The sequence below is a fragment of the bacterium genome, from assembly GCA_019912885.1.
Lineage (GTDB): Bacteria > Lernaellota > Lernaellaia > JACKCT01 > JACKCT01 > JAIOHV01.
Genome location: JAIOHV010000013.1, coordinates 1 through 13285, shown reverse-complemented (window position 1 = coordinate 13285; position 13285 = coordinate 1). Strand labels below are relative to the sequence as shown.

Annotated in this window: 10 protein-coding genes and 1 tRNA gene; 7 read left to right on the top strand and 4 right to left on the bottom strand. The window is 63.6% G+C overall.

Going from position 1 to position 13285, the window contains the following annotated elements:
- On the bottom strand, nt 1-1870 hold a 1870-nt coding region (locus K8I61_01520; GenBank protein MBZ0270687.1), incomplete at its 3' end, for a hypothetical protein.
- Nucleotides 1871-2238: 368 nt separating this feature from the next.
- On the opposite strand from K8I61_01520, the gene K8I61_01515 reads away from it, so the two are divergent.
- The 6 genes from K8I61_01515 to K8I61_01490 all read left to right on the top strand — a co-directional run bounded on the left by K8I61_01515 (nt 2239) and on the right by K8I61_01490 (nt 6330).
- A tRNA-Lys gene (locus tag K8I61_01515) sits at nt 2239-2311 on the top strand.
- 67 nt (nt 2312-2378) lie between these two features.
- Nucleotides 2379-3263 carry a transketolase gene (locus K8I61_01510; GenBank protein MBZ0270686.1) on the top strand — a complete coding sequence of 295 codons (885 nt, stop codon included), beginning with the start codon at nt 2379-2381 and terminating at the stop codon, nt 3261-3263.
- Nucleotides 3264-3474: 211 nt separating this feature from the next.
- Entirely contained in the window at nt 3475-4482 is a 1008-nt protein-coding gene (locus tag K8I61_01505) for a transketolase family protein (GenBank protein ID MBZ0270685.1), read from the top strand.
- A 155-nt stretch (nt 4483-4637) separates the two neighbouring features.
- Nucleotides 4638-5471, top strand: coding sequence for a hypothetical protein (locus tag K8I61_01500; GenBank protein MBZ0270684.1), 834 nt, complete (start codon nt 4638-4640; stop codon nt 5469-5471).
- Between the two features lie 237 nt (nt 5472-5708).
- Entirely contained in the window at nt 5709-6017 is a 309-nt protein-coding gene (locus tag K8I61_01495; protein MBZ0270683.1) for a hypothetical protein, read from the top strand.
- The gene (locus K8I61_01490) at nt 6007-6330 is read left to right on the top strand and encodes a hypothetical protein (GenBank protein ID MBZ0270682.1); all 324 of its coding nucleotides are present in this window, start codon (nt 6007-6009) and stop codon (nt 6328-6330) included. The genes K8I61_01495 and K8I61_01490 overlap by 11 nt, the downstream gene beginning before the upstream one ends.
- 107 nt (nt 6331-6437) lie before the next feature.
- Here the strand turns inward: K8I61_01490 and K8I61_01485 are convergent, their stop codons facing one another.
- From K8I61_01485 to K8I61_01475, 3 genes are all read right to left on the bottom strand, one after another.
- Complete coding sequence (locus tag K8I61_01485) at nt 6438-6848, bottom strand: hypothetical protein (GenBank protein MBZ0270681.1); 411 nt, start codon at nt 6846-6848, stop codon at nt 6438-6440.
- A gap of 126 nt (nt 6849-6974) precedes the next feature.
- Nucleotides 6975-7337, bottom strand: a complete 363-nt coding sequence (locus tag K8I61_01480; protein MBZ0270680.1) for a hypothetical protein — start codon at nt 7335-7337, stop codon at nt 6975-6977.
- Between the two features lie 312 nt (nt 7338-7649).
- Nucleotides 7650-11729 carry a hypothetical protein gene (locus K8I61_01475; GenBank protein MBZ0270679.1) on the bottom strand — a complete coding sequence of 1360 codons (4080 nt, stop codon included), beginning with the start codon at nt 11727-11729 and terminating at the stop codon, nt 7650-7652.
- A 203-nt stretch (nt 11730-11932) separates the two neighbouring features.
- Between K8I61_01475 and serC the strand changes: the two genes are divergently transcribed.
- Entirely contained in the window at nt 11933-13015 is a 1083-nt protein-coding gene (gene serC, locus K8I61_01470) for a 3-phosphoserine/phosphohydroxythreonine transaminase (GenBank protein MBZ0270678.1), read from the top strand.
- Nucleotides 13016-13285 lie beyond the last annotated feature (270 nt).

Here is a 13285-nt window from a genome sequence, read left to right as displayed (position 1 = left end):
AGGTCGAAGTTGACGTGGATGTCGAGGTCGACGTCGAGGTCGAGGTCGAGGTCGAGGTCGATGTGGAAGTCGATGTCGATGTCGAGGTCGAAGTTGATGTCGAGGTCGAGGTCGAAGTTGAAGTCGAAGTCGAGGTCGACGTCGTCGTCGTCGTGGTCGTCGTCGTGGGCGTTCCATCAACCTTGCCCCACCACGTGCCCCAGTAGCTCGACGGCGACTCGGCGTATTCCTGAATCGTCCACATCGCCGTATCGTCGGTGGGGTCAACCGCCGTGTTGCTGTAGTCGCCCCAGCGGTTTCGGGTGCCGCCGTAGGTCTTGTAATAATATGCCTCGCCCGCTTTCAGCAGCGTCGTGTCGCGCAGGACGCCGAGCGCGTCGGTGCTGTAGCGGAATGAATAAGCGGCGCTCGCGTAAATCAGCTCCGAGAAATACGCGTAGCCGATCAGCGCATTGTCGTACTGATTCACCGCGATGCTGGGGAAGCCGAAATAATAGGTGCCCGTGGGATCGTCGATCAGGCCCGACTGGATCACCGCGCCGGTGGACGCGTTGAGCTCCCACCAGTGAATCGACGCGCGCGGCGTGCCGCCGGTGTAGAAAACCGAGTGCACCGCCCACAACGAACCGTTGCGATACACGACCGTGTGCATGCGCACGTCGTTGACCTGGACGCCCGCGAAACCGCCGGCCTGCGGCGCGAAGTCCGTGCCGCCGTCGTACGACCACGTTCCCTGCGGGCTTGACGTGAAGCCGTTGTACGTCAGCGATTCCGCGCCGACGCTGCCCGAAAGCGTGAACCGGTAGAGGCCCGAACTCGACCAGCTCGACAGCAGGTGGATATCGGCGAGCGTCGCGTCGAACGTCTGCGCCGGCACTTTGGTGAACGTCGAGTCCGTCGTGAACAGCGTGTACGGCGCTCCCGTGTTGGCGTACATCGACGCCTTGTCAAAAGCCCAGACGTAGTTGCGATAATACGAGCCGCCCGAGTTCGTAAACATGTTCATCGTCACGACGATCCACTTGTCGTTGAAGCCGATGCTCGGGTAGTCCGCCCACCAGGTGTTGGTGGAGTCCGCGTCGATGAGCCACAGATACCAGGCGCCCGTCGGGTCGCTGGTCGCCGACACGCCCATCAGCACGCCGGAGCTCGACGAATACGAGTTGGCGCACGCGACGAACATGAAGCGCCCGTCGTAGGGGTCGTACAGCGACTTGGGATCGAACGCGTTCGTCGATCCGCCGAGGACCGAGGAGAAGAAGCTGACGAGCGTCTGCGACGACAGCGTCCCGCCGGTTTTGTTCTGGATCAGCACACCGCCGTTCAGCGTGGTCAGAAGGTGGCTCGGTCCCACCGAACCGTGCGTGTCCGGCGGGATCCAGCCGGTATCGTCCTCCGACGCGAAGCTCGCCGTGACGGCCGGGCCCGCCGCGAGCGTCGCGCGCGGCGCGGCGTTGTCGCCCTTCGGTCCTTCGACAACAAGATTTTCCTCACCCGGCGGAATCGGCGCGGGCGGCGCCGGGACGCGATCCGGAAAGTCGGGCGCGCCAAACAGGGTCTCGACCTCGGCGGAAACAAGAAAGTCGACGATCTGGCCGGGGCCGACGACGAAGCGCTCGCCGACGAGGGCCTCGCCGGGGAATAGACCGTCGAGCGTGGGGACGGGTTCGAGTTCGGCGGGCGGACGCGCGTCGATTTGGTCGTTGCGCTCCAAGCCCGGCGTCGATTCAAGGGAGGATCGCGACGCCGTTTCGCCGCGTTCGCCGGACGCGTCGCCGCCGTCTCCGAATTCACAAGACGCACCGAACGCGACGACAAAGACGAAAACGAGAACACGCACGACAAGCGCGCAAGCCCGCGATGATTTCATTTCCCCTCCCACAAAAGACGTCCCCAAACGCCGCGATAAAAGCGGTGTACCCTAACATTTTGCGGGGCGATTCCATAGGTGCGCCGAATTTCACGTCGGCCCGCCGCCGCGCGGCCTTGTCAACCTGCTTTGTCATCCCTGGACGAGGCGAAGGATCGCCGTTCGTGCCGGCACGGGGCGAGATCCTTCGGGCCGCGGCGCGGCCCTCAGGATGACAACACCACCGCGCGGGCCTCAGGATGGGCAGCACGACTACGCGGCCCTCAGGATGGGCAGCACGACTGCGCGGCCCTCAGGACAATAAAACCGCGGCGCGTCCTTGACGCGATTCGGCGAAACCGATATGCACGGAACCGAGCGGGGGGCTCGGGTCGTTAGCTCAGTTGGTAGAGCAACGGACTTTTAATCCGTAGGTCCCGGGTTCGAATCCCGGACGACTCATGCGGACGCCTCCGTGGGCGGCCGCAAGCCGCCCGGATGGCGTTCGGGCACGAAATCGAGGTGCGACATGGCCCAGGAACTGGCGACGCCGCAGGTTGAACACGCGGAAGGCGCACCCTCGCGCGCCGACGAGATCGCGCGCCTGAAATCGAAGGCGCGCCAGATTCGCGAGCGCATCGTGACGGTCACCGAAAAATCCGGCGGCGGGCACCTTGGCGGCTCGCTTTCGCAGACCGACATCATGGTCGCGCTCTACTACAAATACATGAAGGTCGATCCGAAAAACCCCAAGTGGGAAGGGCGCGACCGCTTCATCCTCTCCAAGGGGCACGGCGGGCTCGGCCACGGCATCATCCTCGGCGACCTCGGCTTTTTCCCCGAAGAGGAGCTCGACAAGTTCGGCAAGACCGGCTCGCGTTTCGGCATGCACCTGGACCGCCACAAGGTGCCCGGCGTGGATGCGTCCACCGGTTCGCTCGCGCACGGGTTCGGCATCTCGCTCGGCTTTGCGCTCGGCGCGCGGCTGCGCGGATTCGATTGGCACACCTACGTCATCCTGTCCGACGGCGAATGCCAGGAAGGCACGATCTGGGAGGCCGCGATGTGCGCGGCGCACTTCAAGATCACGAACCTCACCGCGTTCGTCGATCGCAACTTCATGTCGATCGACGGGCCGACCGAGGAGATCATGGCGATCGAGCCGTTCGCCAAAAAGTGGGAGGCGTTCGGCTGGCGCGCCATCACCATCGACGGCCACGATTTTGTGCAGATCTTCGACGCGATCGAGACCGCCCGCGCGGAAACGGAAAAGCCCACGGTCATCATCGCCGAAACCAAAAAGGGCGCCGGCGTCGGATGGATGGAGCAGATCCCCAAGTGGCACTACGGCGGCCTGGACAACGAGATGGCGATCCGGGCGATGGAAGCGATTCGGAAATATTACGAGAAGTGAGAAAATAGAAGATAGAAGATAGAAAATAGAAAACAGGAAATAGAGGAATCGCAAGCAGCCTATATTCGAAAAGGGAGCGCAACCAAGATTTCGAGCGATGATTGGGAAAACCGGAGCAAACACCAAACGGCTCCGTTTGTCCAAGAGATTTGAACCGCCGATAATCGCTCTAAAATCTATTTCCTATTTCCTATTTCCTCAAGGAGACGCCATGGCCATCGGCCTGACCTGGACCATCGACGACGCCGACACGATGACGCAGGGCGAAATCTACGGGCAGGTGCTCACGCGCCTGGGCGAGGAAAACCCGCTCATCGTCGCGCTCACCGCGGACCTTGCCGGATCGACCAAGATCGGCGCGTTCCAGAAAAAGCACCCCGAGCGCTTTTTCAACGTCGGCATCCAGGAAAACAACATGATCGGTATGGCGTCGGGCATGGCGGAGGCGGGGCTGATCCCCGTCGTCTCCACGTTCGCCGCGTTCGCCGCGCTGCGTAGCGCCGAGCATGTCCGCACCGACCTCGCGTACAACCGCCGCAACGTGAAAATCATCGCGACGCACTCCGGAACCTCCTTCGGCCAGGCCGGACCGACGCACCACTGCACCGAGGATTTCGCCGTGATGCGTGCGATCGCGGGCATGACCGTCATCGCGCCGGCCGACGCGTTTGAAACCGCCAAGGCGACCGCCGCGGTGATCGCGTACGACGGCCCGGTGTACGTGCGCATCGGCCGCTCGTTCGAACCGCCGGTGTGGAAGAATCTCGACTTCGACTGGGAGATCGGAAAGGCCATCGAGTTGCGCGAGGGCGCGGATGTCACCGTCATCGCGTGCGGGTGGTGCGTCTATCATGCGCTCGATGCGGCCGATCGCCTCAAGCAGCAGGGGCTCTCCGTGCGCGTCCTGGACATGCACACCATCAAGCCGCTCGATGAGGAAGCCGTGATGCGCGCGCTTGTCGATACGCGCCGCATCATCACGGTGGAGGACCACAACGTGCTCGGCGGCCTCGGCAGCGCGGTGGCGGACGTCATCGCGCAAAGTGGCAAGGGATGCGTGCTGAAAAAGCTCGGCGTGCAGGATTCGTTCACGCCCGCCGGCTACCCCGAAGACCTCATGCACATCAACAAGATCGACGCCGACGGCATCGAAGAGGCCATCGGCGAGGTGATGAAACGCGATTTCGAACAGGACGAGGACTGGGAAGACGAGATCTGAATGGAGGATCGAGGATTGAGGATCGAGGATTTAGTCCACACAATCCGTGATTCGATGCCGCTTCGCGTTTTTTGCGCCTTTGCGGTGAATTCTTCGATCGTCTGGCGCGTCGACGGCGGTTCCACTCAATCCTCTATCCTCGATCCTCAATCCTCATGCTAGCGACCGCCGAAAACCTCGCCGACCCGAAATCCGCCGCGCCGCGCGTCCGCCCGGACGACGACACGGCGCGTTCGATTTTGTATCTGCGCAGCGCGCTGCCGCTCGCGAAGGTGCTGCGCGAGGAGCACAAGGCGAAATACGACAAGCTCCTTCGCGGTTTCAACGCCATCGTGCAATTCGAGGTGAAAAACGAGGACGCCCTCGCGACGCATCTCGTTTTCGTAAACGGCGAGATCGAGGCGAAACTTGGGCGGTACGAGAAGCCGACGGTCAGGTTCGTCTTTCCGACGAAGACCGCGCTGAACGGATTTTTTGGCGGCAAGGTGGGGCTCGCGTATATGCCGCGCATCACGCCGCTGTGGCGCCTGGACGTCATCTTGCGCGTGCTGCCGCTTCTGTTGGGGCTGAAGATCCTCGATCCGAAAAATCTCCCGAAAGACCCCGCCGGCCGCGCGCTGAAAGTGAAGATGGTCCTCTACATGATCACGAACGCGCTCAGCCGGCTGAACCGGATGGGCGATCCGTCGATGGTCGACTGGACGAAAAACCAGCCCGATCGCATCTTCCAGTGGAGCGTCGACGGCGGGCCCGCGGCGTACCTGCGCGTCAAAGGCGGACGCAGCAAATCCGGCCGCGGCGAATACACGCGTAAGCGCCCGTTCATCCACATGCGCTTCACGACGATGGACGGCGCGTTCCTGGTGCTGACAAGCCAGGCGCTCCTCGTCGAGGCGGTCGCGAAAGGCTACCTCGTCACCGAAGGTTCGCCGGAGTACGCGAAGGACATCGGGACGTTCATGCAGAAGATCGAGGTGCTGCTGAAGTAGCGAAGGTGAGAAAACAGGAAACAGGAAAGAGGAAATAGGTTCGTGCGCGCGTGCCGGTGCGAACGCTTCCCTGGAACGCCGAACGCCTCCTGAGCGTGAGCGAAGGATCGGCTCCGGGAGCGCAGGCGTCCCGCCTGCTTCGTCGCGATGTCAGTGCCGCAAATGACGTCACCCCGCCGCGGCGGGGTGGCGGAATGCGCGGTTCGTGGATCGAATATTTCACGCGGGGGATGAGACGTGGACATCAACTGGGATGAATACATGAACTCCGTCAAGGCGGCGTTGACGAAGGTTGGCGCGATCAAGCCTTGCGGCCGATGCGGGCAAAATAGCTGGACCATTTTGCCCGGCTTTGTTTTTCACCCCATGTACGTGCGCGGGGAGGAAAAACCCCATAATCCGGAATCAATGAAGGCGGGTTTCGTGTGCGTCAGCCTGGCGTGCAAGAACTGCCGATATTTGGTTGAGCATAACGCGGACGTTCTCGGCATCGCGGAACAATTCCGGACGGGATTCCATCCGCGGAGCGGCACCGATGTCTCGTGACAAATTCATCAGGCACAAGCCAAAGCCGCACTCCCTTCGATTCGGAGACTGGCTGAAAAAACAACACGCGACGCACATCCCGTGCGAACGCTGCGGACACGACGAATTCGCGATTATCGATGGCTACATCCGCCACGAGATTCCCAAATCGATGCCGGACCCCAAGGCAAAGGGCGGGCGTCATACGAAGATCCTCTCGCTGATCGTGTGCTGCCAGAATTGCGGCTTTATCATGCGCCATTCGCCGGATAAAATCGGGCGGTTTCTCGATTTGACGAAATCGCCGAAAGCCGCGCGCGGCGACCTCAACTGACGCACGACCGCGTTGCGCGTTGTGACGAACGGAGCCGCGCGCGTCAGCAAGCGGTTTCCCCGTTCATGCCGAGCGAAGGCAACTCGGAAGAAACACATCCGGCCCCGCTACGGCACTGCATACCCGCACGGCGCGGCGCACTCGTTGTAGCAATCGAGCCAAACCTGGCCGACGGTTCCGAGGCACTCGCAATAATCCGCATAGGCGTCGTCGGTCGGTTCGTATTGGCCTTCGCCATACGGGACGCACGCCCCATCCTCCTCGCCCGTCGGGTCGGCGCCGCACTCGGTGTCGCGGTATTGCTCCGCGACGTCGCTGCAGTCGGCTTCACACTGTTGATAGTAGCCGTCGGGGCGCGACGCGCAGATGTCTTCGTCGGCGTCATCGTCATCATCGTCATCACCTGCGCAACCGGCGAGTGTCGCGACGACGGCGACGAGCGTCGCAAGAACGAACGCGCGCCAAAGCAGGTGAGGACCCGCCGTCGCAACGCCTTCGGCGAAGCTATGGCGCGCCACGCACCTGCGGTCCCGGGGAGGGGCCGTTGCGGCGGGAAGGGCGCAGCGTGGTTTTTTGCGGTTTGTCATTTTGGCGTCTGCGTCATAGCCGTACCCGCTCCCTTATTGATCCTGCGATCCACCGCCTCAAACGTCGATGCCGCCACACGGTTCCAAACACGCATTGACGCAATCTAGCCACAGCGCCTGCGACTGCGTTCGGCATTCGCAATAGTCGGTGTAAGCTTCGTCCGTCGCCTGATAACCGCTCGGGCCGGGGCCGGGCTTGCACGCGGTGTTTTCGTCGCCCGTCGGGTCCGGCCCGCAGACTTTGGCGTCACGAAGATCCTCGATCACGCGGCAATAATCTTCGCAAAACGGCAGTGTGCGTTCGAAGGGCGTATCGCAGATCGCGGTTTCGCTGTCGACGTCGCTGTAGCTGTCGCTGTCGCTGTCGTCGTCGTCATCGCCCGCGCAACCCGCGAGCGTGGCGACATAGGCGAGTAGCATCGCCAGTACGAGCGCGCGGATAAGCAGGTGAGGACACCTGCGGTCCCGGGGAGGGGCCGTTTCGACATGGAGGGCGCCGCGTGGTTTTTGTGGGTGCGTCATGTCGAAGGCCGGTTTTTCATCGCAATGAAGTGTCGTCGGACTTCCGTGCGGCCGTCTCGCCTGGCGTATGGGGAGGCCGCTTGCACACGCGCGCGGCTCTGACATCGCAACGAAGCAGGCGGGACGCCTGCGCTCCCGGGAAGGCCGCTTGCTCACGCGCGCGGCTCTGACATCGCAACGAAGCAGGCGGGACGCCTGCGCTCCCAGGGGTCAGCAACCGCAACATCCTCCGTCGTCGTCATCGTCATCGTCGTCCGCGGGAAGCGTATCGTCGTCGTCCGCCGCGTCGTCGTCATCGGATGCGTCGTCGTCCGAATCGTCGTCGGAATCGTCGTCGACGTCGTCGTCGCCCGTGTCGTCATCCGCCGTGCTCTCGTTGGCTGGCGCGCTGATGAGCGACAGGTTGCCCGCGTCGTCCACGGAGCGGATCGCAAACCACAGATCGTCTTCGTCGGCGTCCACGTCCACGCTGACGGTTTGCCCGCCCATAGCCGGCGCGGGCGCGGGGACGCTCGACGCGGACAAGAAGCTCGCCGGATCGGCGAGATCCGCCGCGCTTGCCGCGTAGCGGATGTCGTACGCCGCCGCCGTGCCGCAGCGCCAGTCGTCGCCCGGCGCGGTGAACGCGATCTCGTATCCGTCTTTCGTGCGCGTCACCTGAACGTCGAGCGCAACGACCGGCGGCTGCGTGTCCGTGCCCCAAACGCCCGTGTGACGCTCGTCGCGGTGGTCCGTCCACCAGTCGGGCGCGCCGCCGTCGAATCGGCACGCGTCGCCCTCCGAGCGCCAGCCGTGCAGGTATCCCTCGCGGACGAAGTTGAACACCTCCAGCACGCCGTCGCCGTCCACGTCCGAGATCGTCGGCGATGAGACCGACCAGCCGTTCGTGAACTTCGGCCAGCCGGTGGGCGCGTTTTCGTCGAGATCGACCGCGTGCACGAGGAAGCCGCCCGACCCGGCGATCGCCTCGGGCAGGCCGTCGCCGGAGATATCCGCGATGGACGCGCCGAGATACCAGTTGGAATCCTCCATGTCGTGCGACAGGACGAGCGTGTCGGGATCGTCCAGGCTCCACGCCTCGAGTTTGGGCAACAGCAGCGAGATCCAGTTGTCGATCGAATCGAGGATGCTCGATATCGGCAGTACGTAATACAGCGTGTCGTCTCCCGCCAGCCGCCCGAACGAGCCGTGCGCAAGGGCGTTGAAGCCCGTGGACGACGGCGTGTGCATCGTCATCGTGCTGCCGTCCCACTCAAACAGTTGCGGAAACCAGATCGCCGAGCCGATGCCAAGCCACGTGCTGCCGCCGTATCGTGCCATCGCGGGCGTGCTCGTGACGCCGAGCGTCACCGGCGGCAGCGGCAGAAGGTCGGAGACCGGGCCGATGGGATCGAGCGGGAATCCGGGCAGGAACGCCGAGCCCGAATCGTTCGCGTTGCCGTCGTGGTAGATGCCGTAAACGCGCGTCGTCTTGAAGATGCCGCCGTCGCACACCTCGGACGTGCCGATGAAGATCGACGGGTAGTTCGCGATGTCCGGGTCGCCTGCGTCCGGATCGAACACGCCGACCGCCGGCGTGCCGAGGATGAGCGGCGAATATTCCTCGAGCTCGCCCTGGCAGACCTTGCCCGGCGGCACCGCGCCCGCGACCGACTTCGCGAACACCGGGAAACCCGGCAAGCGATCGAACGTGCCGTCATGATCGGCATCGATCATCTTCCACGCGTACACCTTGCCATCGAACGCGGAGGCGACGATCTCGAGATCCGGATCGTCGTCCAGGTTCGCGACGACCGGCTCCGAGTAGAAACCGCGTCCGTGCGCGTAGGTGTCGGTGGACGAGTTGTCCGGCATGTCGGAGAACACCGGAAAGCCTTCGACGATCGGCCCGCCCGCGTGCAGATTGCCGTCGCGATGCACGGCGACGATCGACCCGCCCGCGTTCGATACGACGATCTGCGGCACGCCGTCGCGGAACAGGTCGGCCACCGCGGGCGAGGCAACCGGCGCGTCGACGTAGTCGCCGGGATTATCCAGGCCGCTGTAGGCGTTCAGATCGACGGGGAAGCCATCCATCTCGACGTACCCGCCCTTCGCGTCGGACCACTTCAGCACCACGAGCCAGCCGTCGGCCGTCGCGGCGATCAACTCGAGCCGCCCGTCCGGATCGCCGTCCAGATCGTAGGTGACGATCGAGCCCTCGCCCGCGGAGTCCAGGTGGATCGGAAAGCCCTCGAGAAGGCCCGACTCGGGGCTTGCGTCGCGATGCACCGCGACGGTGCGCCGATCCTCGCCCGTCACCGGTCCGCGGCCGGGCGCGTTGGACGTAACTTGCAGGCGCAGCGTGACGGTGAAGTCGAACGAGAAATCCGGCGGATTGGCGTAGACGTCCTCGGGCAGCAGGCCCGCGATGTCCACCTGGGCGATCACGTCGTCGATCGCCGCGTTGCCGCTGCCGTTCGCGACCGTCTTGAAATCTGCTTCCTTCGGCTCCTTGCCCGCGGCGGCCTGGAGTTTCCAGTTGAAATCGCGCCCGCGCGAATGGATGTACGCCGCGACATCGATCGCCGGCGACGCGACCGGATCGAAAATCGTGAACCACGCGGGTTCGCGGAACTTCGCCTCCGGCGGGATCGCGGGCGCAAGCCCCTTGTCCGGGTCGCCGAGCATGTCGAAAGCGGTGACGAGATTCGGTCGGCCGTAGCCGAAATGCGCGTCCCAGCCCTTCTGACAATGGCCGCCGGTGAACGTCAGGCAGAATTTGTGGATGTCGTCGGCGCCCATCGTGAGGATTTGCTTGACCTCGTTGGCGGTGATCGAAAGCCCCAGGTCTTTCGCGCGCGACATGATGAGCCCGGCCATGCCGGCGATGTTGCCCGCCGCCTCGGAGCTGCACGCGCCGGACGATCCGGACAGGTGCAGCGTCTCGCCCCACATGCTGCAATAGGTTTCCGTGAAACCGAAGATGTGCATGGGGATGAGGCCGAGGAAATCGATCGGCGGAATGGGGAAGATCGACTTCACGCTGATGACGTCGTCCGCGCTGCCGGAGTAGGCGTGGTGATACGACATCTCGTCCGACGCGACGCCGATGAGCACCATGCCGCCCTCCGAGATCTCCGTGAACATGCGATTGACGTCGCCCGAATACGACAACGTCTCCGACGCGAACACCGCGACCGACGCGCCCATGTCGTACGCGTATTTCACGCCCGCGCCCTGGAGGTTCATCTCCGCCATCACCGACGCCGAAACGCGGATCGGCAGCACCGAGCAGCGCGGGCAAAAACCGGGCTTATCGCCCTGGCCGTTGTCGGCGATGCCCGCCGCGTCGCGTGCGCGATCCTCGCCGTGGCCGCCCTCGGGAAAATCGATGACGCCGAGCGCCTCGTTGGTGTTGCGAAGGAAATCCCAGCCGCAGATATCGTCCGGGAAACCGTTGCCGTCGGAGTCCGTGCCGTCGGAGTACAGGTCGATCAACTCGTCGATCGTGTACGGCCCGCCGATGTCGTCGTCGTAGTCGCGGATGTTGAACTTGCCGTCGCCGTTGCAGTCGTACGGGTCGGGCGAGCACGGCGTGCCGGCGATCGTCGGCGCGGGAAGCTCGCCCGCGTTCAGGAAATAGTTGTCCTCGAGTTCCTTGTAATTGTACTTCTCGCTGCCGTCGTCCACCACGGCGATCAGCACGTCCGGCCGCCCGGCCGTGTATTTCCACGCTTCCGTCGCGCCCATGCCGGGGATCGTCTCGGGTTTGGCGGTGTCCGTGTTCTCCGGGTCGATGGGATCGTAAGCCACCAGCACGTTCGCGTTCGCGAACGCATCGACGAAATCGAAGGGATCCTGCGGATCCCACGCCTCGAGCGTGTCCATGTCGTTCGGGATGTTCGCGACGAACGTCTGCCCCCACGGATACACCTCGTCGAACGGCGAGGCGCCCGCGCTCTTTAGGCCGCTCGTGATGTTCAGGACGAGGCGCTGGGCAAACGGCCAGCGGCTCGGGTTGCCGGCGGGCGTGAGGACGAGCGTGTCGTTCGCGGCGTTCGACGCGTCGAGGCTGAAGTTCACCAGAAGCTCGTCGCCCGGATCGCCCTCGACGTGGATGAAGACGTTCGAACCGTTCACCGTCGATGGGTCGAGCGACGCATCGAACGTGATGCGCATCGGCTTCTTGGTGTAGTTCTGATAGCGCTCGATGTTGTGAGACTGCTCGACGATCGAAAGCGCGAACGCCGGCCCGGCGAACGCGATCAAAACCGCCGTACAAACCGAAACCGTCAACCGCCCGCGCATGGGAACCCTCGCTCAATGCAATTTGTGACCGGCAAGGATACGCGTACCCGATGAAAAGGTCACCATCGACCGGCGTCATGCGGCGACGATTCGCGTCAAGCGTCCGCCCTTGCCGCGTGCCGCGCCTTGTGGCATCAAACGCGCACGCGATCGCGTTCCCCACGCGACGCCCTTCGACGTTTTTTCTTCCAGGGAGACCCTTCATGAGCCGCGCGCACAATTTTTCCGCCGGACCCGCCGCCATTCCGCTTGCCGCGCTCGAACGCGCCCGCGAGGAACTGCTCGATGTCGCCGGATCCGGCATGAGCGTCATGGAGCTGTCGCATCGAGGCAAGGAATACGAGGCGATTCACGCCGAGGCGAAATCGCTTCTGATCGAACTTCTGGATATTCCCTCGACGCACCACGTCCTGTTTTTGCAGGGCGGTGCGAGCCTGCAATTCGACATGATCCCGATGAATTTCCTGGACGGCGCGAGCGCCGACTACGTCGTCACCGGGTCGTGGGCGAAAAAAGCTTACAAGGAGGCCAAACTCTTCGGCACGGCGCGCGTTGCCGCGACGAGCGAGGAGACGAACTTCGACCGCATCCCCGCGCTTAACGCCGCGTCCTTCGACGCCGCCGCGCGCTACGTGCATATCACGTCGAACAACACGATCTTCGGCACGCAGTACGCGACGTTCCCGGAGGCGACGGCGCCGCTTGTCGCGGACATGTCCTCGGACATCGTTTCAAGGCCGGTGGACGTTTCGAAATTCGCGCTGATCTACGCCGGCGCGCAGAAAAACCTTGGCCCGTCGGGCGTCACCGTCGTCATCGTCAGCGACGAATTTCTGCAAACCGCGACGAAACGCGAGCTCGGCGCGATGCTTCGCTACGAGACGCATGTCAAGGAGAACTCGCTCTATAACACGCCGCCGACGTTCGGCATCTACATGCTGCGCAACGTGCTGGATTGGGTGAAGGCGGAAGGTGGATTGACCGGCATGGCCGCGCGCAACGAAAAAAAGGCGGCGCTTCTGTACGAGGCGATCGACGGCTCCGGCGGTTTTTATCGCGGCCATGCGCAGGTCGACAGCCGCTCGCGGATGAACGTCGCGTGGCGCCTGCCCAGCGAGGATCTCGAAAAAGCGTTCCTGAATGCGTGCGAGGCCGAGCGCCTGGTGCAGCTCAAGGGCCATCGCTCCGTCGGCGGCATCCGCGCGTCGATCTACAACGCGATGGAGTACGACTCGGTCAAGCTGCTGTGCGATCTGATGAGGGACTTCGCGGCGAAAAACGGGTGATTTTTTTCACCGCAAAGCATGCCCTGAGCGCAAGCGAAGGGGCGCGAAGAACGCGAAGGAAAACGCGAAAGGTCCTTTGTCATCCTGAGCGAAGCGAAGGATCTCGGCGGTCGACCACGTAGACCCTTCGCTTCGCCTAGCGCGGGGCTTCGCCCGCAACCCAAGCTCCCAAAACGGCGTCTCCTAGGGTACGAAGGTGGTATCGCCGCCAACCCTCGTTCCCAAGGAGAACGCCATGCAGAAGTTCATAGCGCGTCACGGCTCTCTCGT

Coding starts and splice junctions, on each gene's coding strand:
- K8I61_01510 (MBZ0270686.1), top strand. CDS start 2,379: ATGGCCCAGGAACTGGCGACGCCGCAGGTTGAACACGCGGAAGGCGCA.
- K8I61_01505 (MBZ0270685.1), top strand. CDS start 3,475: ATGGCCATCGGCCTGACCTGGACCATCGACGACGCCGACACGATGACG.
- K8I61_01500 (MBZ0270684.1), top strand. CDS start 4,638: ATGCTAGCGACCGCCGAAAACCTCGCCGACCCGAAATCCGCCGCGCCG.
- K8I61_01490 (MBZ0270682.1), top strand. CDS start 6,007: ATGTCTCGTGACAAATTCATCAGGCACAAGCCAAAGCCGCACTCCCTT.
- K8I61_01480 (MBZ0270680.1), bottom strand. CDS start 7,337: ATGCTACTCGCCTATGTCGCCACGCTCGCGGGTTGCGCGGGCGATGAC.
- K8I61_01475 (MBZ0270679.1), bottom strand. CDS start 11,729: ATGCGCGGGCGGTTGACGGTTTCGGTTTGTACGGCGGTTTTGATCGCG.
- serC (MBZ0270678.1), top strand. CDS start 11,933: ATGAGCCGCGCGCACAATTTTTCCGCCGGACCCGCCGCCATTCCGCTT.